The organism is Acidovorax sp. ACV02 (genome assembly GCF_014851475.1).
GTDB classification, from domain to species: Bacteria; Pseudomonadota; Gammaproteobacteria; order Burkholderiales; family Burkholderiaceae_C; genus Acidovorax; species Acidovorax delafieldii.
In genome coordinates this window covers 601,000-621,854 of the sequence record NZ_JACUZU010000003.1, presented here as the reverse complement: position 1 = coordinate 621,854, position 20,855 = coordinate 601,000, and the positions used below count along the sequence as shown (strand labels likewise).

Sequence of the window (20,855 nt, the reverse complement as noted above, 5' to 3'; positions counted from 1 at the left end):
GTCATTCACATGCTGGCTCCTGGCAACGGGTGCCAGCATTTCACTTTTTCTGAGAGATGCCTATGTTTGAGCTGAGTCTGATGTGCCCCGAGGACCGGATTGAAGCGGTCAGCGATGCGCTGGACGCGCTGGATGCGCTGTCCGTGTCGGTAGAAGACGCCGATGCCCAGACCGACGCTGAACAGGCGCTGTTTGGCGAGCCTGGCATGCCTCCGCCCAAGGATGGCTGGCAACGCAGCCGCGTGGTGGCCTTGTTCCCCTCCGAGGTGGCAGCCCGTGAAGCGCAGCAGTTGCTGGTGGTGCAGGACTTTTTTGTGGGCTGCCAGGTGCTGGGTGTCACCCAGGTGCCCGAGCAGGACTGGGTGCGGCTGACGCAGTCGCAATTTGCGCCGGTGGACATCACCCCGGATTTCTGGATCGTGCCTACCTGGCATGAGTTGCCCGCCCAGGCAGTGCGGAGCATCCGGCTGGACCCTGGCTTGGCGTTTGGCACGGGCACCCATCCCACCACGCGCATGTGCCTGCGCTGGATTGCGCGCCATGGCGCAACGCAACCTGAGCAGGGCAACCTGCTGGGGCGCGTGCTGGACTACGGGTGTGGCTCCGGCATCCTCGCCATCGGTGCTGCCAAGTTCGGTGCCACGGACATCGATGCGGTGGATATCGACCCGGCTGCCGTGGAGTCCACGGTGCAAAACGCCCAGGCCAATCAGGTCACGCTGAAAGCGGGCCTGCCCGACAAGGCGCAAGGCGAATACCAGACCGTGCTAGCCAATATCCTGGCCACTCCGTTGCGTGTATTGGCCCCACTGCTGTGCAGTTATGTGGCTGTGGGTGGGAATCTGGTTTTGGCAGGCATTCTGGAGCGCCAGGCGGATGAGCTCAAGGAGGCCTACGCGCCCTGGCTGCCGCTGGAAGTGGCGGATGCCGAGGACGGTTGGATCTTGATGACTGCGCGCCGCTGAAGGTGCGCGAGCGCCGTTCTGGCAGCCGTGGCACGGCCTCTACAATCCATCGCTGATGAGCCAGATCACCCGCTGCCCGTCCTGCGCCACCACCTTCAAGGTTGTGGCGGACCAATTGCGCATCTCTGAAGGATGGGTGCGCTGCGGCCAATGCAAGGAGGTATTCGATGCCTCGGCCCATTTGCTGCCTGTGGCACCGGCTGCGCTACTGCCCGATGTATCGCTCACGGACCTGCGCGCGCCCACTGCGCCCATAGCGCGCAAGCCGGATGCACTGGGAGCCTGGGGTGGAGGCAAGTCGCCCACCGGTACCCCGCCTGCCCCGCAGGATGTGGACAAGTCAGGCACTCCCGCCATCCGCAGTGCTTCAACCTCCGCCACCGAGGTTGCCGCAACCGCCGCCATGGACGCATTTCCGTATGGCATGGACAGTGATTTACCTGCTGCTCCGGTGCTCGATATTCCCAGTCCTGCGGTACCTGCTTTTCTTACTGCCGCGGCTCGCACGGAAGTCTCGTCGGATGTCTTAGGCGAGGCGGTCGCCGCGCCGTTTGCATGGAAAGCCCACAGTGCATCGCGGACTGCGACAGCGGCGGAGGCTGGGGCATCGCCATCCGTCACAGCGCCTGCTGATGCTCCAGAGCCGGTGGTGATACCGGACACGGCGCTCCGCTTGGATGATCACTCCCCTGCCGTTCATGTGGCCAGGCAAGAGCATTCCGCCGTCACGATGCCATCCGACGTGGCGCAGGATGTCGCTGATGGACGCGGCAGTTTGTTTGGTGGAGCTGTGCCACCGGTTCCTGCGTCCCCCAGCCTGGCAGGCTATGAACTGCCGTTTGCCGAACTTCGCGATTCCGAGGTAGCGCTGAACGCAACCATGGATGTGGATGCCACAGAGCAGCGCGCGAGTCACTCAGCAGAGTTTGCACAGTCTCCGGTAGCGCCTATTGCTCTCGCTCCGTCATCCGATATCGGTGCTGGACTTTCAGGCGATGCTCAGAAATCTGTGCTTGCGTCGCCCGTTGCTGTGCCCACCCCGCCTGCGCCCGCGTTGCCTTCTGTGGACTTTGTGTCGAAGGAGGTTGCGCCAGAGGCTCCGGCGATGGAGTTGGTGAAGGACGATTCGCATGCCGCCATCCTGCAGGCGCGCCCCAGACCCGCTGTTGACGACGACGATGAGGCCAACAACCAGGCGTCAGACCCCGAGGTCAGTTTTGTGGTGGCTGCGCGCCGCAAGGCGTTTTGGCGCAAGCCGGTCGTGCGGATGGTTTTGTGGCTGGGGTTCATCGTCTCCTTGCTGGGGCTGGCTTTGCAGATTGCGGTGCAGGAGCGTGACCGCATTGCAGCCCTGGATGTGCGTACCCGGCCCTGGTTGGTGAAACTGTGCGAGCCTTTGCGCTGCGAACTTGCCCCTGTGCGCCAGATTGCCGATGTGGTCATCGACAGTTCTTCTTTCAACAAAGCCCGGGGTGACAGTTACCAGCTAGCGCTGACGATGAAGAGCACCGCCACCATTCCACTGGCCATGCCTGCGGTGGAGCTGACCCTTACAGATGCGCAGGATCAGGCCGTATTGCGGCGGGTTCTGCTGCCTACCGACATGGCGGCTCCAGCGGAGCTGCCCGCGAAAGGTGAGTGGGGCACCTCGGTGTCGGTGCTCGTGACCACCGGCGGTGCGCGCGTGGCGGGCTACCGGCTGCTTGCGTTCTATCCCTGATTTTTCTCCCAACAACTTACTGAGTTTCACTATCTATGGCTGCCCTCATTTGTGGTTCCCTGGCGTTCGACACCATCATGACTTTCGAGGGGCGTTTTGCGGAGCAGATCCTGCCGGATCAGCTCCATATCCTGAATGTGTCCTTCCTTGTCCCGTCGTTGCGCCGCGACTTCGGGGGGTGTGCTGGCAACATTGCTTACAGCCTCAAGCTGCTCGGTGGCGAGCCGCTGCCCATGGCCATGTTGGGCAGTGACGGTGCTGACTATCTGCAGCGACTGCAGTCGCTGGGTATCAGCGCCCGACACGTCGGGCAGGTGCAGGACACCTACACCGCGCAGGCGATGATCATGACGGACCGTGACAACAACCAGATCACGGCTTTCCATCCTGGCGCCATGATGCAGGCCCATGCCAATCGAATTGGTGCAGACAAAAGTGTCAGCGTGGGGATCATCGCGCCGGACGGGCGTGACGCGATGCTGGAGCATGCGGCCCAGTTCGTGGCGGCGGGTATCCCGTTTGTGTTCGATCCAGGTCAGGGCTTGCCCATGTTCAATGGGCAGGAGCTGGCGCAGTTCATCGACCAGGCCACCTGGGTCACCGTCAATGACTATGAAGGGAAAATGCTCTGCGACCGCACCGGCTGGTCTTTGGCCGATATCTCCCGCAAGGTGCAGGGGCTGGTGGTGACGCTGGGCGCAGAGGGCTGCGAGGTCTGGGTGGATGGTGAAAAAACCCATGTGCCCTCTGTGGCGCCTGCAGCGGTGGTGGACCCCACGGGTTGCGGCGATGCCTGGCGCGGCGCGCTGCTGTTTGGTCTGGAAAAGGGCTGGTCCCTCGTGCGTTGTGCGGAGCTGGGCAACCGGGTTGGCGCTCTCAAGATCGCGCAACGTGGCCCACAGAACTACACGCTGGATTTCGATCCGTTGGGTTAATCCTCCGAGCCAGTGTCGTCTGCGTTGTGCTGCCCAGTGCTGTACAACGCAGCTTGCTTGCCAGGTAGCTCTTGGGAGTGCCCAGACTTGCATACAGACGAAAAAAACCCGGTGCGTTTGCACCGGGTTGAGCGCGTGGCGCGCCAGGATCAGGGCTTGTTGCCCGTAGGGAAAGGCCAGGCTGCCTGAGGGTTCAGCGTGGTTTGTGCTGCAGGGGCAGCGGCCGCAGGGGCAGGCGCCTTGGGGGCCTTCTTGGCCGGGGCAGCTTTCTTTGCGGGGGCTGCCTTGGCAGGTGCTGCGGCCTTCTTGGCTACTGCGGCCTTCTTGGCGGGAGCGGCTTTCTTTGCCGGTGCTGCTGCCTTCTTGGCGGGTGCAGCCTTCTTCGCAGCTACGGCCTTCTTGGCAGGAGCGGCTTTCTTTGCCGGTGCTGCTGCCTTCTTGGCGGGTGCAGCCTTCTTCGCAGCTACGGCCTTCTTGGCAGGAGCGGCTTTCTTTGCCGGTGCTGCTGCCTTCTTGGCAGGTGCAGCCTTCTTGGCGGCTACGGGTTTGGCCGTTGCAGCCTTTTTCGCGGGAGCAGCCTTCTTAGCGGCCGGTTTTTTCGCAGTTGCCATCATGTTCTCCTTGGGTCAATTTGCAAAGAGCACTTCCTGTCTGCAGTGGACAGAGAGCGATCCATGGAGATGGATGAAAACTCCATCTCCATGAACACGGGAACGCCCCGCAGGGCAGCGCTCTGCGGCGCTGTCGTTGCTGGGCGTGGTGTAAAAATCCATGGTGGTGTGGCCTGCAAAAAAGGCGCTAGTCCCAGGACAGCGCACCACCGGACTGGTATTCAATAACCCGGGTCTCGAAGAAGTTGCGCTCCTTCTTGAGATCGATCATCTCGCTCATCCACGGGAACGGGTTCTCTTCATTGGGGAACAGCGTCTCCAACCCGATCTGCGTGGCACGGCGGTTGGCGATGTAGCGCAGGTAGCCCTTGAACATGGAAGCATTCATGCCCAGCACGCCACGGGGCATGGTGTCTTCGGCGTAGCGGTACTCCAACTCGACGGCCTTGAGGAACAGTGCCTTGATCTCGGCCTTGAACTCTGCGGTCCACAGGTGGGGGTTTTCGAGCTTGAGCTGATTGATCAAGTCGATGCCGAAATTGCAGTGCATCGACTCATCGCGCAGGATGTATTGGTACTGCTCAGCAGCGCCGGTCATCTTGTTCTGGCGACCCAATGCCAGGATCTGCGTGAAACCCACGTAAAAGAACAGGCCTTCCATCAGGCACGCGAAAACGATCAGCGACTTGAGCAGGGTCTGGTCGGTCTCGGGCGTGCCGGTTTTGAAAGACGGATCCATGATCGCTTCGATGAAGGGGATCAGGAATTCGTCCTTGTCGCGGATCGACTGGACTTCGTTGTAGGCGTTGAAGATTTCGCTTTCATCCAGACCCAGCGATTCGACGATGTACTGATACGCGTGGGTGTGGATCGCTTCTTCGAACGCCTGGCGCAGCAGGAACTGGCGGCACTCAGGGGCCGTGATGTGGCGGTACGTGCCCAGCACGATGTTGTTGGCGGCCAGCGAATCGGCGGTGACGAAGAAGCCCAGGTTGCGCTTGATGATGCGGCGCTCGTCTTCGGTCAGGCCGTTGGGGTCCTTCCACAACGCGATGTCGCGCGTCATGTTCACCTCTTGGGGCATCCAGTGATTGGCGCAGGTGGCGAGGTATTTTTCCCACGCCCACTTGTACTTGAAAGGCACCAGCTGGTTGACGTCGGTCTGGCCGTTGATGATGCGCTTGTCGGCAGCGTTCACACGGCGGTGTGCTGCTGCGGCGACGGGTGTGGTGGTGGCGCTTGCTGCTGGGGCCGAGGTGCTCAAAGGCTGCAGCGAAGGCGTCTGGAAAGCGAGAGGCGGTTGTCCCACCTGGCGGTTGTTGGGCAGACCGCCGTCCAGTTGATTTTGCGATGAGGGCTTGACTTCTTCGTCCCAGGTCAACATAGATTTTCCAGTGTTCGGATTATGAAAGCAGTGCTGCGAAAAGGAAAGCACTGAAGCGTTGTGCAGCAAGGTTTTGTTGCTTCACAGCACCGGAGCAACGCCTCGGGCGAGCCCGATGCGTTGCTGGCAATGTGCTTACTGGCAGGCCTCGCAGCCAGGATCGTCGATGGCGCAGAACTTGACGTCCGTGGCTGGCACAGCTGCAGCCTGCTGAGAGGCCGTCGCGGCAGCGGCTTCTAGCGGGTTTTGCTTGGCCGCTGCGGTGGCTGAAGCTGCCGATGCGCCGCTGTCATTGCCCGATGACACTGCATTGAGCTGGCGTGTGTTCACGGTGCTCATTTCGACGTGCGTAGCGCTTTGGGTGCGCAGGTAGTAGGTGGTCTTGAGGCCGCGCACCCACGCCAGTTTGTAGGTGTCGTCGAGCTTCTTGCCCGACGCGCCGGCCATGTAGATGTTGAGGCTTTGCGCCTGATCGATCCACTTCTGGCGGCGTGATGCGGCTTCCACCAGCCACTGGGGTTCGACTTCGAAGGCTGTGGAGTAGAGCGCCTTGATGTCCTGGGGCACGCGGTCGATGGGGTGCAGCGAACCCTTGAAGTGCTTGAGGTCCATGATCATCACGTCATCCCACAGGCCCAGGCGCTTGAGGTCACGCACCAGGCCGCCGTTGATGACCGTGAACTCGCCCGACAGGTTGGACTTGACCGATAGGTTGCCGAACGAAGGCTCGATCGAGGCATCGACGCCAATGATGTTCGAGATGGTGGCCGTGGGGGCAATGGCGACGCAGTTGGAGTTGCGCATGCCGTCCAGTGCAATCTTCTTGCGCAGGGCATCCCAGTCCAGCGTGGACGAGCGGTCCACTTCCACATACCCGCCACGGGCCTGCGAGAGCATGTCCAGCGTGTCGAAAGGCAGGATGCCGCGATCCCACAGCGAGCCCTTATAGCTCGAGTACTTGCCGCGCTCTTTGGCCAGCTCGGTGGACGCCCAATAGGCGTAGTAGCAGATGGCTTCCATCGACTTGTCGGCAAATTCCACCGCCTCTTGCGAGGCGTAAGGAATGCGCAGCGCATACAGGCTGTCCTGGAAAGCCATCACGCCCAGACCCACGGGGCGGTGGCGCAGGTTGGAGTCGCGGGCCTTGTTGACTGCGTAGTAGTTGATGTCGATCACGTTGTCCAGCATGCGCATGGCCACGGTGATGGTCTTCTTGAGCTTGTCGTGGTCGATCTGGCCGTTCTTGATGTGCTGCAGCAGGTTCACCGAGCCGAGGTTGCACACGGCAGTTTCGGTGTCGCTGGTGTTGAGCGTGATCTCGGTGCACAGATTAGAGGAATGCACCACACCGGCGTGCTGTTGGGGCGAGCGCACATTGCAGGCATCCTTGAACGTGATCCAGGGATGGCCGGTCTCGAACAGCATGGTGAGAATCTTGCGCCAGAGGTCCGTGGCCTGGATGGTCTTGGCGGGCTTGATCTCGCCGCGTGCAGCCTTTTCTTCGTAGGCCACATAGGCCTTTTCAAAGTCGGCGCCAAACAGATCGTGCAGGTCGGGCACGTTAGAAGGGGAGAACAGCGTCCAGGTGCCCTTTTCCATCACGCGGCGCATGAACAGGTCAGGAATCCAGTTGGCCGTGTTCATGTCGTGCGTGCGGCGGCGATCGTCGCCGGTGTTCTTGCGCAGTTCCAGGAACTCTTCGATGTCCAGGTGCCAGGTTTCCAGGTAGGTGCAGACGGCGCCCTTGCGCTTGCCGCCCTGGTTCACGGCCACGGCCGTGTCGTTGACCACCTTGAGGAAGGGCACCACGCCCTGCGATTCGCCGTTGGTGCCCTTGATGTGCGAGCCCAGGGCACGCACGCGGGTCCAGTCGTTGCCCAGGCCACCAGCAAACTTGGACAACAAGGCGTTTTCCTTGATCGACTCGTAAATGCCATCGAGGTCGTCGGGCACCGTGGTCAGGTAGCAGCTCGACAGCTGCGAGCGCAGCGTGCCGCTGTTGAACAGCGTGGGTGTGGACGACATGAAATCGAACGACGAGAGCACTTCATAGAACTCGATGGCCCGGGCTTCGCGGTCGGTTTCGTTGAGCGCCAGGCCCATGGCCACGCGCATGAAGAAGGCTTGGGGCAGCTCGATGCGGGTCTTCTTGACGTGCAGGAAGTAGCGGTCGTACAGCGTCTGCAGGCCCAGGTAGTCGAACTGCAGGTCGCGCTCGGCCTTGAGCGCGGCGCCCAGGCGGTTCAGGTCGTATTGCTTGAGCAGGCGCTCGTCCAGCAGCTCGTTGTCCACCCCCTTCTGAATGAAGGTGGGGAAATAGTCCTTGTAGGCCTGGCCCATGTTGCTCTGGGCTACGTCACGCCCCAGCACCTCGCGCACGATGGTGTGCAGTAGCAGGCGGGCCGTGGCGTAGGTGTAGTCAGGATCTTTTTCGATCAGGGTGCGGGCCGCCAGAATGGACGCCTTGTAGACCTCGTCCATGGGAACGCCGTCATACAGGTTGCGCATGGTCTCTGCGACGATGGGGGCTGCCTGGATGTCAGCGCCCAGGTTGGCGCAGGCCGACTCGATCAAGGCGTGCAGGCGCAGGATGTCCAACTGCACGCGTTGGCCGTTGTCGATCACGTGCAGCACCGGGGTGGCGGGTGCTAGCTGTTCCAGGTGGTGAGCGCGCTCCTGCGTGCGGCGCTCTCGGTACAGCACGTAGGCACGGGCGACTTCATGGTGCTCGCCGCGCATCAGGCCCAGCTCGACCTGGTCCTGCACATCTTCAATGTGGAAGGTGCCGCCGCCAGGACGCGAGCGCATGAGGGCGCGGACCACGTTCTGGGTGAGCGTGTCCACTACCTCACGCACGCTGGCAGAGGCAGCGCCCTGCGTGCCGTGCACTGCCAGAAACGCCTTCATCATCGCCACCGCAATTTTTTGGGGCTCGAACGGCACCACCGCGCCGTTGCGGCGAATGATCTGGTAATGCGTGAGCGGGTGCCCGGAAGCTGCGACCGCCGCAGCGTGCGTGGCGGCATCCGCAGAGGCGGTGGGCGATGGGGAAGGCGTGTTCAAAGCAGCTTGCATGGGGGTCCTCTTCTGTGGGCTGTCTGGAGTGGGCGTGCGGCCTGGAGTGCCGCCGCAGTGTGTGGGTGCTGCACCGGACTTCAGTCTGGTGCACACTATATATGGTGTGTCGAGGCGGTTCAAGACACTACCGGTAGTGTACCGCCGGAATGAGTCCCCAAAACCGAAACAGCATGTTCCCAACCCCGTTGCGTACGCAACCGGTGCCTGCGGCGAGCCCTTGTGAATGCGATGTGAACGGCGCAAAACCGTGCAGTGGCGTACCTTGGAGGCGGATTTCCTGCGCCAGGCCGCGCAGCGCTTGGCTGCAAAAATATGTGCGAGCGCACAAAGAAAAAAATGTCTTGATGCGCCCGTGCGACAGTGAAAGTGCGGCGTCAGCGAAGCTGCAAGGGGTCCGCCCGCGTGTTCAGCGGGAATCGCTGCGCAGGCCAGTCCAACGCCCCTTGCAGTCGTGGCCAGTCAAAGCCCGGGCCTGGGTCCAACTTACGTCCCGGGGCAATGTGTTCATGCCCTGCGATGTACTCGATGGGATAGCGCAGCGCAATGTCCTGGCAGACCCTGGCCAGGGTTTCGTACTGTGCCGACTCGAAGTGCAGGCCCTCCAGGCCTTCCAGTTCAATGCCGATGGAATCGTCGTTGCACTGGCTCCTCCCCCGGTAGAACGATTGCCCGGCATGCCAGGCGCGCAGGTCACAATCCACAAACTGCCACAGCACCCCGGTGCGCTCGATGAAAAAATGCGCGGACACCTGCAATCCGCGGATGCCCTGGTAGTAGGGGTGCGCATCCCAGTCCAGCGTGTTGGTGAACAGCTGTTGCACGGCACCGCCGCCGTATTCGCCCGGCGGCAGGCTGATGGAATGCACCACGATCAGATCGACTTGTGAGGTCTGTACCGGGCGCGGCCCGTGGTTCGGAGATGCGAGCCGCTGAGCGGTCCTGTACCAGCCGCCCTCCCAGGGCGCCATGTCTGCCGCTGGTGCACCGTCAGCCCAGTTCGTCATGCGGGTCCTGGTCATTGGGCACGGCGATGTTCAGACGGGCGATGCGGTAGCGAATCTGGCGCAGGCTGATGCCCAGGCGTGCGGCTGTGGCGGTACGGTTGAACCCGGCTTCTTTCAGCGCGCGGATCAGGATCTCCCGCTCCTGCTGGTCCAACCAGGCCTGCAGGTCGCTGGGCAGTGGCACCGTGCAGCCGTTGGCCAGGGGCTGAGGGCCCAGGCCTGTGTCTGCAGACGTCGAAGCGTGGGGTCCGGCAGAGAAGGCGGCGGACACCGCCGATCCCTCGGGCGCTGGCACAAGCGTGGGCGGTGCCGGGCGTGCCATCTGCACATCTGACGCGCCGCTTGGCGCGTCCACCTGCAGCTCGTCCCCATCGCTCAACGCCACTGCACGGTGCAGCAGGTTTTCCAGCTCGCGGACATTTCCGGTCAGCGGGTGGGCGGCAATGGCGTTCAGTGCCCGGTCGGTGAGTTGGGGCACCGGCATGCCCGACTCGTTGGCAATGCGGGTGAGCAGCGCTGCGCACAGTGCGGGCAGGTCCTCGCGGCGCTCGCGCAGCGGCGGGATGACGATCTCGATCACATTGAGCCGGTAGTACAGGTCCTGGCGGAACCGGCCGGCCTGCACATCGGCCGCCAGATCGCGGTGGGTGGCGCTCACAATGCGCACATCCACCGTCTCTTCCTGGGTGGAGCCCAGTGGCCGCACGCTGCGCTCCTGGATGGCGCGCAGCAGCTTGGACTGCATGGCCAGCGGCAGGTCGCCGATTTCGTCGAGGAACAATGTGCCCCCGCGTGCAGCCTGGAAGTAGCCGTCGCGGTCTTGCGACGCGCCGGTGTAGGAGCCCTTGCGGGCACCAAAAAATTCAGCTTCCAGCAGGTTCTCGGGGATGGCCCCGCAGTTCACGGCGACCAGGGGCCCGTCAGCACGCTGGCTGCTGGCATGCAGGGCTTGGGCCACCAGCTCCTTGCCCGTGCCCGACTCGCCATGGATCAGTACCGGCGCCATGCCACGCGATACCTTGGCCACGCGCTGCTTGACGTTGCGGATGGCGTCGGACTCGCCCACGAGGCGGTCCAGGGCGGCGTTGGCATTGCCGAATTCGCCGGTCGCCGCCGCTGCATTGGTAGACCGGCTGGAGCCGTTGCTGCGTGACGCACGCGGAGGTGGAACCCCACCCGTGCCCTGGATGGCTGAGGCCACCACCGAGCGGAACTGCTTGAGGTCCACGGGCTTGGTGAGGTAGTCGAAGGCCCCTGCGCGCAGCGCCTCGACCGCGTTCTCTGCCGAGCCGTAGGCGGTCATGACCACGCAGCGTTCGCGCCGTTGCTGGTCGCGCAGATCCTGCAGCAGCTCCATGCCAAACCCGTCGGGCAGCCGCATATCGGTAATCACGGCGTCAAAGCGGTGGGCCTTGAGTTGATCACGCGCCTCCTGGACGCTCGACGCGGTCTCGACCCGGTACCCCTCGCGCAGCAGGGTGAGCTCGTACAGGGTGCGCAGATCGGGTTCGTCGTCAACGACAAGGATGGAGGCGGCAGGGGCGTTCATGGAGGCGGCAGTCAGACCACGATGGTGTCAAACAAGGTGGCATTGTCGGCGGGGCGGGTCGTGCGGCGGAAGCCCACAGTAAAGGCGTTGCCTCCGATGTCACCGCGTGCGGTGTGGCGGTTCAGGCGCTGGTAGCTGATGGAGGCGCCATGGCGCTGGCACAGCTCCCGGCAAATATAGAGACCCAAGCCGCTGGAGCGGCTCTCCGACGAGAAGAAGGGCTCGAACAAATGCCGCTCCACGGATTTGTCCATCGGGGCACCGTCGCTCCACACCTGCAGGCTGACCTGGCCAGCGGGCGTGTTGCGCGTGGTCACTGACAACGAGTCGGGCTCCGGGCCCATGTAGCGCAGGGCGTTGTCCAGCAGGTTGACGAGCACCCGACGCAGGTGCTCGGCGTCAAACTCCACCTGAGTGGCGCCCGTGTCCAGCGACACCAGGGCGCGCCGCCGGGCGGGGTCCTGGGCCTGCCAGTCGTTCCAGATCTGGGCGACCGTCTCGTCCAGCGCTACGGTCGAGGCAGGGGCATGGCTGATCTGGTGCTGTACGCGGGCAATGTCCAGCACCTCTTCGGCGATGCGGGCCAGGCGGTCGGCGTTTTGCTGCACCATGTGCGCCAGCCGTTTTTGTGCGGGGTCGTGCAGGTCTTCTTCCAGCAGGGCATTGGCTTGCACGATGGCCGCCAGCGGGTTGCGGATCTCGTGGGCCACTGCGGCGGACATGCGGCCCATGGCCGCGAGTTTTTCGGTGCGCAGCCGCGCTTCCATTTCCCGCAGGTCGTGCAGGAACATCACGCACAGCCGCTCGGAGCGCGTCTGCAAGGCCGCGTTGCGAGTGGATGTGAGCCAGGTGCGCACATGCAGACCGGTAGGGCTCTGGCCTTCGTGCAGGAGATCGACGTCGGCCGTCTGCGGTTGTTCGTGCCGGAAGGTGCGTCGCGCCAGGATCACCAAGGGGTGCCACGGAGCCGTGGATGTGAGGGCAAACGGCAACTCGGTCAGCGCCATGCCGCCCAGCAGCTGCAGCCCTGCCGGGTTGGCAATGCGCACCACATCGCTCTCGTCCACCACCAGCACACCATCGGTCAGATTCTGGATGACCAATGCACTGACCTGGGTCTGAACGCGCGCTGCCACCTGGCTTTGTTGTGCCACTTCCTGTTCGCGCGCCAGACGGGTCGCCAGCTGGTGCACCAGGTAGCTCACGATGAAGTAGCCCGTGCCGGTCAGTGCGCTTTGCAGGTAGCGCTGCCCTTCGTCTCCCGTGCTGTACTGTCCCACCCACCAGGCCCAGCCCAGCAGCAGCAGGGTGACCGCGGCAGTGGTGCCCAGGGCCAGCGTCAGCGTGCCCATCACCGCAGCGATCAAGATGGGCAGGCCGAACAGCGGCGTGTAGTTCATGGTGCCCGCATGCAAGAGCTGCAGCGCGGTGATCGCGGCCAGGTCCACCCCGATGGAGGGTAGCCACTGCGCCCCTGCGCTCGGCGAGGGTGGGCCCCGGCGCGAGAGCACACGCACGACCACCGTAGCCACCAGGTAGGCCACGCAGACCGCCAGCAGGGTGGGCCCCACCGCTTGATTGATGAGCTGCCCTGCGCCTTGCAGCACCAAGAGCGCCAGGGCCACCATGACGCGGCCGGTGAGGAAACCCAGCCACAGCCGCGCGAAGGGCGCGTCTGCCGAAGGCGGCAGGGAACCTGCGGACACGGCTTGCATGGTCACAACGGTGCAGCGCCGCTCAGGCCGGGCCCAGGCGCCGGTGCTCGGCGCTGCAATAGGCCTGGCTGCCCAGCATCAGGGCTTCGGCCTGCGGGACGTGCACGCCGCAGTGCGCGCAGGCCAGCATGTCCTGTGGCAGGGCCGGCGGGGCGGGGCGCACCTTGGGCGCAGCGGCATCAGGAGCGCGGCGACTGCGCCAGATACCCACTGCGACCGCGATGACGACCAACAAGACCAGGTATTTCATGTACTGCGGCCCAGAACAACTTCCAATACAAAACGCGAGCCCACATAGGCCAGCAGCAGCAGGGCCGAGCCCGCATACAACACACGCACCGCATTGCGGCCCCGCCAGCCAAACCGCGCGCGGCCCAGCAGCAGGGTGGCGAAGGTCAGCCACGAGAGCATCGAGAACACGGCCTTGTGGTCCCACCGCCAGGCCCGGCCATACAGCGTCTCGCCAAACAGCCACCCGGCCATCAAGGTGGCGGTGAGCAGGACAAACCCTGCCGTCACGAACCGGAAGGTCAGCCGCTCCAGGGTGAGCAGCGGGATACCGCTGTGCGGGTCTTCGGCCTGCCGGATGTGGCGTTCGGCGCGTGTCATGAGCCAGGCGTGCACGACGGCGGCTGCAAACAGCCCATAACACGCAATGCCCAACGCCAGGTGCAAGGGCAGCCAGGCCGATGCAGCCACGTGCAGGGGCTGCCCCGGGAACAACATGGCCAGCACAATGGCTGCCGCGCCCAGGCCTGCCAGCACCCAGCGCGACTGCATTTGCGGAAACAACTGCCGCTCCACGGCATACACCGTGAGCACCAGCCATGCAGTCATCGACAGCGCGGGCGCAAAACCGAATCGGGGCGCTTCGCCCCACAGGCCCCACACCAGCACGGCGCCATGCAGCAACCACGCCACCAGCAGTGCATTGCGCGCCGCTGCCGCCCCCAGGCGGGAGGCTGCGGCGGCAGGCACGGCATAAGCCACGGCAGCGGCCAGGGCCAGCAGCCAACTGACCGGAGAGCTACTCGTTAAAATCATGGGCACAGTTTAGCCTTTCGCCCACCGCCAGCGCCCTGGCGGGGCCGCGCGCACAACGCCGTTGTTGACGGCGCGCAGCCAATACCGGAAACACCCCTATGGCCTCCGCCCTCACCGACAAACTCACGCGCCTCGTCAAGGAGATGCGTGGCCAGGCCCGCATCACCGAGTCCAATGTCACGGACATGCTGCGCGAAGTGCGCATGGCGCTGCTCGAAGCCGACGTGGCCCTGCCCGTGGTGCGTGACTTCATCGCCCGCGTCAAGGAAAAGGCCCTGGGCCAGGAGGTGCTGGGTTCGCTCAAGCCCGGGCAGACGCTGGTGAGCATCGTCAACCGCGAACTGGCCGCCACCATGGGCGAGGGCGTGGCCGACATCAACCTGGCCGCCCAGCCGCCCGCCGTCATCCTGATGGCAGGCCTGCAAGGTGCGGGCAAGACCACCACCACGGCCAAGCTGGCCAAGCACCTGATTGAAAAGCGCAAGAAGAAGGTGCTGACCGTGTCGGGCGACGTGTACCGCCCGGCCGCCATCGAGCAGCTCAAAACCGTGACCAAGCAGGCCGGCGCCGAATGGTTTCCCAGCACGCCCGACCAGAAGCCGCTCGACATTGCCCACGCCGCGCTGGACTACGCCAAGAAGCACTACTTTGACGTGCTGCTGGTCGACACGGCCGGTCGCCTGGCCATCGACGAAGCCTTGATGAAGGAAATCAAGGACCTGCACGCCGCACTGAACCCGGTCGAAACCTTGTTCGTGGTCGATGCCATGCAGGGCCAGGACGCCATCAACACGGCCAAGGCCTTCAAGGAGGCGTTGCCCCTCACCGGCATCGTGCTCACCAAGCTGGACGGCGACTCGCGCGGTGGTGCGGCACTGTCCGTGCGCCAGATCACGGGGGCGCCCATCAAGTTTGCGGGTGTCTCGGAGAAGATCGACGGCCTGGAAGTGTTCGACGCCGAGCGCCACGCAGGCCGTATCCTGGGCATGGGCGACATCGTGGCGCTGGTGGAGCAGGTCACCGCCGGGGTGGACATGGAGGCCGCACAAAAGCTGGCGGCCAAGGTCAAGAGCGGTGACGGCTTCGACCTGAACGACTTTCTCTCGCAGATCCAGCAGATGAAGCAGATGGGCGGGCTGTCGAGCCTGATGGACAAGCTGCCCTCCCAGCTCACCGCCAAGGCGGGTTCGCTGGACATGGACAAGGCCGAAAAAGACATCAAGCGCAAGGAAGGCATCATTCAGAGCATGACGCCCCTGGAGCGCCGCAAGCCCGAACTCATCAAGGCCACGCGCAAGAAGCGCATCGCCAACGGGGCGGGTGTGCATGTGCAGGAAGTCAACCGCCTGCTCAAGGAGTTCGAGCAGATGCAGGGCATGATGAAAAAGATGAAGGGCGGCGGCCTGATGAAGATGATGAAGAAGATGGGCGGCATGAAGGGCATGGGCGGTGGAGGCATGCCCAAGATACCTTTCTGAAGGGTTTTCAAGCCTTTTTGGCACCAGGCGCTACAACCATATGCCTGGAATGCTATGAAAATATGAGTGAATAAAAAAGCCGACATGCGTCGGCTTTTTTTGTGGGTCGGTGGATGGTGGCTCTGCGCGGTGCCTCAGGCTGCTTGCAACGCCACGGGCCGTGCCAGCCGGCTGGCGTGCAACCAGGCACGGCGCAGTACTGGAGGGGACCACGACTCCTCGGGAATCAGCAGCAGTCGCTGCGCACGCAGCGCCCGGCCCAGTGCGATCTGGCTTGTCCACACCGCCAGCGGAATCGCCAGCGCCAGCGGCAGGCCCACGGGCATCAGCCACAACAGCGCGCTGCTGTCGATCAGCGCCACGCCCGCTGCCAGCAGGGCGATCACCGCGCTCATTGGAGCGAGCTGGCGCACGGCGTGGCGCCAGGGCACGGCATGGGCTTCGCGCGGGGGCGACTTCCACTCCAGCTTCAGGCCGGTCAACGCGATCAGCACAAACAGCGAATGCGCCAGCATGCGCACCGGCGCCTGCAGGATGGCCATCACGCTCTCCAGCACGGCGCTCTTGAGCAGGCTGAAAGCGCCGCCGTACTGCTTTTGCTCGCGGCGCATGAACACTGCGGCCACGCCCAGGATGCGCGGCAAGAACAGCAGGCACAAGGTCCAGACCCACAGGGCGAGCAGTTCGGCGGGCAGGATGTGCCAGTCCGCTACCAGCTTGGCGCCCGACAGCCACAGCGCCGTACCGAGAGTCATGAAGGCCAGCCACAGCGGCGCCGACAGATAGGCCATGGCACCAGTGACGAACATGGACCGGTGCACCGCGTGGATGCCGGGCTCGGCCATCAGGCGCGCGTTTTGCAGGTTGCCCTGGCACCAGCGGCGGTCGCGCTGCAGCTCGGCCAGCAGGTCGGGCGGCTGTTGCTCATAGCTACCGATCAGGTCGCCCACCAGCCACACGTGGTAGCCCGCGCGGCGCATGAGGGCGGCTTCCACAAAGTCGTGCGACATGATGCCGCCAGCCAGGCCCCCCTTGCCGGGGATGGGCGCCAGCGCGCAGTGCTGCATGAACGGTGCCACGCGGATGATGGCGTTGTGGCCCCAGTAGTGCGATTCGCCCAGCTGCCAGTACTGCATGCCCAAAGTGAACAGGCGACCCGTGACGCGCGAGGCAAACTGCTGCGCGCGGGCGTGCAGCGTCACATGGCCGATGGCCTGCGTAGCGGTCTGGATGATGCCGGCCGTGGGGTTGGCTTCCATCAGCTTGGCCATGGAGACGATGCAGTCGCCGCTCATCACGCTGTCGGCGTCCAACACCACCATGTAGCGGTAGTCCTTGCCCCAGCGGCGGCAGAAGTCGGCCACGTTGCCTGCCTTGCGGTGGGTGCGGCGTGTGCGCAGGCGGTAGTACACCTGCACCTGGGGTTGCTGGCTGTGCTGCGCCAGGGCGCTGCGCAGCTCTTCCCAGGCGGCGCGCTCGGCGCGGGCAATGGCGGGGTCGTTGCTGTCGGAGAGCACAAACACATCGAACGTGGTGCCGTGGCCGGTGGCGGCCACCGACTCGCAGGTGGCGCGCAGCCCGGCAAACACGGTGGCCACGTCTTCGTTGCAGATCGGCATGATGATGGCAGTGCGGGCGTCGGAAGCCAGCGCGTGATCTGCCACGCTGCGTGCCGACAACGCATGCCGGTCGCCGCGCAACATCACCCAAAAGCCCATGAGCCCGGTCAAAAAGCCGGTTACCACCCAGGCGGACAGCAGCGCAAACAACGCAATCTGGCCGTAGCCCAGCCACGCGTTTTCATAGTCGGGCTGCACGCTGGCAAACAGGGTGCTGGCCAGTGCGGTGGCCAGCACGGTGAGCAGCGCAAACGTCCAGCGGCGGCGCTGCGCTGCGCCCTGCCAGGCGGCGGTGGATTCAGCGGGGGCTTGTACCGCCGTGGCCGGTGCGGGTTGTTGGGATGTACGGCCCGTCAGGCGCAGCAGCACGGCGGTGCCTACGCTGTTCCAGAAGCCGCGCCAGGGCAGGGGCACCATGGAGCCGCGGTGCAGAGGCGGTGCCGTCACCGCATTGGGGTGACGCTCTTCGCGCAACGTGCTGCGTCGGCTGGGGGTTGGCCGGGGGTAGGCCACACCGCGCCGCGCGACCACGGCCGGGCCTGTGGATGCGTGGGTGCCGTGGGGGTCATGAGGGCTTACTCGGGAAGACTGATGTGCGTCCATGTTTCACTCACAGCGTGGTTATCGTGTTGGAGAAAAGCGCGCAGCTCTACCGGCCGGTCGGCCTGCAGGCGCTGGATGCGAACGGTCATGCGCCACCCGCCGGTGGCGGGGTTGACGTAGGCAATGTTTTCCAGCACCTTGCCGTTGGCATCGCTGGTCACTACAGCCTTCACAGTGGCTTCGGCAGGCAGGGCCTTGAGGGCAGGGCCCTCGAAATCGACCACGTACTGCACCTGCTGGCGCAGTTCCTGGGCCGACAACTTGGTGTAGCCCATGCCGCGGCGCGATTGGGTGGCCCAGGCGCTGGGTGGGCGCTGCTGCTCATCGCCCTGCCAGCTCAGTTCATAGGCAAATTCCAGCGGCTGGCCGGGGGCGGGCATCTGGGCGGGCACCCAATACGCCACGACGTTGTCGTGGGTCTCGTCCGGGGTGTTCAGCTGCACCAGCTCCACGCGGCCGGCGCCCCAGTCATGCAGCGGGCGCACCCAGGCGCTCGGGCGGCGTTCGTAGCGGGCTTCCACATCCTCGTAGCTGCTCCACTGGCGATCGCGCTGCATCAGGCCAAAGCCCTTGGGGTTTTTGGTGGCGAACGAGGTGACCAGCGTCTGCCGGGGGTTCTGCAGCGGGCGCCACAGCCATTCGCCTTCGCCGGTGGCCACCATGAGTCCGTCGGAGTCATGCACTTCGGGGCGGAAGTCTTCCTTGCGTGGCTGGTTCTCGCCGAAGAAGAACATGCTGGTCAGCGGCGCAACGCCCAGCGTGGCGATGGATGGGTTGCCGGAGGCGGCACGCACAAAAATGCGGCTGCGCACCGTGGTGGTGGTCTGCGGGCCCGGCTGGATGTCAAAGCGGTAGGCGCCCGTGGCGCGTGGCGAGTCGAGCAGTGCGTACACCGTGACCTGGGTGGACAGCGGGTCGGGCCGCACCAGCCAGAACTCGGTGAAGCGGGGGAACTCCTCGCCCCGGCCGCCCACGGTGTCGATGGCCAGCCCGCGCGCCGACAGGCCGTACTGCTGGCCTTTGCCCAGAGCGCGGAAGTAGCTGGCGCCCTGAAAGACCACCAGCTCGTCCTTGTAGGCACTGGAGTTCAGGTGGTTGTGCAGACGAAAGCCTGCAAAGCCCAGGTCGCCCCAGGCCTCGGGCCGCAGCTGGTTCTTGCCGTAGTCAAAGTCCGCGCGGCTGTAGGGGATGTGGCGCACGCCCTGGGGCGTCACTTCGTTGATCAGCACCGGCTCTTTCTGGTACAGCCCCAGATGGAAGAACATGGCCTCGTAGGGCAGCTTGTCGGCCCGCCACAGGGCGCGATCGGGGCGCCAGCGGATGTCGCGCACCTGGTCGTAGCTGAGCTGTGCGAGGTCGGCCGGGAGCTTGTCGCTCACCGGCCGGTAGGGTTGGCTGGCGCGGTCGCGGGCGAGTCGGGTCACGCTCTCGAAGTCAAAGCCCTGTGCGTGCGCGCCGCCGGCCAGCAGGGCGGTGGCCAGGGCTATTGCGGGCCCTGCGCGCCTGCCGATCTGGCGAAAAAAGGAGGGAAAAACTGCGTGCATGCCAGGCATAGGGCAAACCCTGTGCCAGCTGCAAAAAACGCTTTGAAATCAATGGGTTGGAGCGGCCTCTGCGTGTAAGCAGTTGTGCAATGGCCTGTGGGCACCTATCAGCCCCCGCTTTTTGTCGCCGGATGGCGACAAGGGGTGGGTGCTTTGATTAAAACACCATGTAAATCAATGACTTACTCGTGTCGCTCATCCACGACATCGTCCGCATCGCCTGCATCCTGCTTGAACTGTCCAGGCGTCAGCGCGTGCTTTTGCAGCAGGCGGTAGAACTCGGTGCGGTTGCGTTGCGCCAGCCGCGCTGCATCGGCCACATTGCCGTCGGTCATCTTGAGCAGTCCCACCAGGTACTCGCGCTCGAAACGCTGGCGGGCCTCTGCAAAGCTCAGCACCTGGGTGGACGGGGTGCGCAGCGCGCGCTGCACCAGTGTCAGCGGCACCAGGGGGGTGGTGGACAGGGCGCACACCTGCTCGACCACGTTGTAGAGCTGGCGCACGTTGCCTGGCCAGGCGGCGGTGGTCAGTGCCTTGAGCGCCTCAGGCGCAAAGCCGGACAGGCGCTTGTCGTATTTGCGGGACAGGCGGTCCAGAAAGTGGTTGGCCAGTAGCGCAATGTCCTCGCGCCGCTCGGCCAGGGTGGGCAGCACCAGCGACACCACGTTCAGTCGGTAGTACAGGTCCTCGCGGAACTGCGCGCTGGCCATGGCGGCCTCCAGGTCCCGGTGCGTGGCCGAGATGATGCGCACGTCGATGGGCGTGGCCTGGCTGGCACCCACGGGGCGCACGGCGCGCTCCTGCAACACCCGCAGCAGCTTGACCTGCAGGGCCGGGGGCATGTCGCCAATCTCGTCCAGCAGCAGGGTGCCGCCATCCGCCGCCTGGAACAGCCCCTTGTGGTTGCTCACCGCATCGGTGAAGGCGCCCTTGACGTGGCCGAACAGCTCGGACTCCAGCAGCGCCTCGGGGATGGCGCCACAGTTGACGGCCACAAACGGACGCGCCGCACGCGGGCTGGCACGGTGGATGGCGCGCGCCAGCAGCTCCTTGCCCGAGCCGCTGTCGCCGCGCAGCAGCACGCTGGCGTCGGACTGGGCGACCATGTATGCCTCGGACAGCAGGTCCGTCATGCGGTGCGACCGGCTCACGATCTCTGCCCGCCAGTCCTCGTCGGCATGCGGCTGCGCAACGGCAGGGGCGCTGAGCGCCAGCGCCTGCGCAATCTTCTCCAGCAGCTCCTTGCCGTCGTAGGGCTTGGTGAGGTAGGTGAACACCCCGCGCGACGTGGCCTCCACCGCATCGGGAATGGTGCCGTGTGCGGTCAGCAGGATCACGGGCAGTGAGGGGTGGCGGGCGCGCACTTCGTCAAACAGGGCCAGGCCGTCGCGCCCCGGCAGGCGCACATCGCTCAGCACGAGCTGCGGGCGGGCAATGTCCAGCTGCGCCAGTGCCGCTTCGGCCGAGCCCACGGCCACCACGTCGTGCCCGGCGGCTTTCAGGCGCAGCGACAGCAGCCGCAGCATGTCGGCGTCGTCGTCCACCACCAGGATGCGGGCGGGTGGGGCGGCGCGGGTGGGGGAGGAAGAGGGCATGGCGGGTAGGT

At 64.7% G+C, this 20,855-nt stretch carries 15 protein-coding genes; 4 read left to right on the top strand and 11 right to left on the bottom strand.

The features are described from left to right. Positions 1–62 precede the first annotated feature (62 nt). Genes prmA through IB236_RS10155 form a run of 3 tightly spaced genes read left to right on the top strand, consistent with a single transcriptional unit; the run spans position 63 to position 3,620 of the window. Complete coding sequence (gene prmA, locus IB236_RS10165) at positions 63–965, top strand: 50S ribosomal protein L11 methyltransferase (RefSeq protein WP_056066342.1); 903 nt, start codon at positions 63–65, stop codon at positions 963–965. A gap of 55 nt (positions 966–1,020) precedes the next feature. After that, the gene (locus tag IB236_RS10160) at positions 1,021–2,685 is read left to right on the top strand and encodes a DUF3426 domain-containing protein (RefSeq protein ID WP_192420459.1); all 1,665 of its coding nucleotides are present in this window, start codon (positions 1,021–1,023) and stop codon (positions 2,683–2,685) included. A 35-nt stretch (positions 2,686–2,720) separates the two neighbouring features. After that, a complete protein-coding gene (locus tag IB236_RS10155; RefSeq protein WP_121942058.1) occupies positions 2,721–3,620 on the top strand; it encodes a carbohydrate kinase family protein in 900 nt (299 codons plus the stop codon). A gap of 149 nt (positions 3,621–3,769) precedes the next feature. On the opposite strand, the gene IB236_RS10150 is transcribed toward IB236_RS10155, so the two are convergent. From IB236_RS10150 to IB236_RS10115, 8 genes are all read right to left on the bottom strand, one after another. Next, positions 3,770–4,234, bottom strand: a complete 465-nt coding sequence (locus IB236_RS10150) for a histone (RefSeq protein ID WP_369817000.1) — start codon at positions 4,232–4,234, stop codon at positions 3,770–3,772. Between the two features lie 184 nt (positions 4,235–4,418). Further along, positions 4,419–5,615: a ribonucleotide-diphosphate reductase subunit beta gene (locus IB236_RS10145; protein WP_056066330.1), complete on the bottom strand. Its 1,197-nt coding sequence runs from the start codon at positions 5,613–5,615 to the stop codon at positions 4,419–4,421. Between the two features lie 135 nt (positions 5,616–5,750). Beyond that, positions 5,751–8,690 (bottom strand): ribonucleoside-diphosphate reductase subunit alpha, encoded by a 2,940-nt coding sequence (locus IB236_RS10140; RefSeq protein WP_192420457.1) that lies wholly within the window; start codon positions 8,688–8,690, stop codon positions 5,751–5,753. 377 nt (positions 8,691–9,067) lie between these two features. Next, the gene (gene ampD / locus IB236_RS10135) at positions 9,068–9,697 is read right to left on the bottom strand and encodes a 1,6-anhydro-N-acetylmuramyl-L-alanine amidase AmpD (protein WP_192420455.1); all 630 of its coding nucleotides are present in this window, start codon (positions 9,695–9,697) and stop codon (positions 9,068–9,070) included. Further along, the gene (locus IB236_RS10130) at positions 9,681–11,246 is read right to left on the bottom strand and encodes a sigma-54 dependent transcriptional regulator (RefSeq protein WP_192420453.1); all 1,566 of its coding nucleotides are present in this window, start codon (positions 11,244–11,246) and stop codon (positions 9,681–9,683) included. Before IB236_RS10130 ends, ampD begins: the two co-directional genes overlap by 17 nt. Positions 11,247–11,257: 11 nt before the next feature. After that, on the bottom strand, positions 11,258–12,961 hold the full coding sequence (locus IB236_RS10125; protein WP_116747909.1) for a nitrogen regulation protein NR(II): 1,704 nt from the start codon (positions 12,959–12,961) through the stop codon (positions 11,258–11,260). A 22-nt stretch (positions 12,962–12,983) separates the two neighbouring features. Then, complete coding sequence (locus tag IB236_RS10120) at positions 12,984–13,211, bottom strand: PP0621 family protein (protein ID WP_192420451.1); 228 nt, start codon at positions 13,209–13,211, stop codon at positions 12,984–12,986. Next, positions 13,208–14,005, bottom strand: coding sequence for an inner membrane protein YpjD (locus IB236_RS10115; RefSeq protein WP_121942063.1), 798 nt, complete (start codon positions 14,003–14,005; stop codon positions 13,208–13,210). The genes IB236_RS10120 and IB236_RS10115 overlap by 4 nt, the downstream gene beginning before the upstream one ends. Before the next feature lie 98 nt (positions 14,006–14,103). Between IB236_RS10115 and ffh the strand changes: the two genes are divergently transcribed. Beyond that, on the top strand, positions 14,104–15,483 hold the full coding sequence (gene ffh / locus IB236_RS10110) for a signal recognition particle protein (protein ID WP_192420449.1): 1,380 nt from the start codon (positions 14,104–14,106) through the stop codon (positions 15,481–15,483). Between the two features lie 134 nt (positions 15,484–15,617). On the opposite strand, the gene mdoH is transcribed toward ffh, so the two are convergent. From mdoH to IB236_RS10095, 3 genes are all read right to left on the bottom strand, one after another. After that, positions 15,618–17,705, bottom strand: a complete 2,088-nt coding sequence (gene mdoH, locus IB236_RS10105; RefSeq protein ID WP_225581053.1) for a glucans biosynthesis glucosyltransferase MdoH — start codon at positions 17,703–17,705, stop codon at positions 15,618–15,620. Beyond that, positions 17,678–19,249, bottom strand: coding sequence for a glucan biosynthesis protein G (locus tag IB236_RS10100; RefSeq protein WP_225581052.1), 1,572 nt, complete (start codon positions 19,247–19,249; stop codon positions 17,678–17,680). The genes mdoH and IB236_RS10100 overlap by 28 nt, the downstream gene beginning before the upstream one ends. Positions 19,250–19,431: 182 nt before the next feature. Next, positions 19,432–20,844: a sigma 54-interacting transcriptional regulator gene (locus IB236_RS10095; protein ID WP_192420447.1), complete on the bottom strand. Its 1,413-nt coding sequence runs from the start codon at positions 20,842–20,844 to the stop codon at positions 19,432–19,434. Between the last annotated feature and the right edge of the window lie 11 nt (positions 20,845–20,855).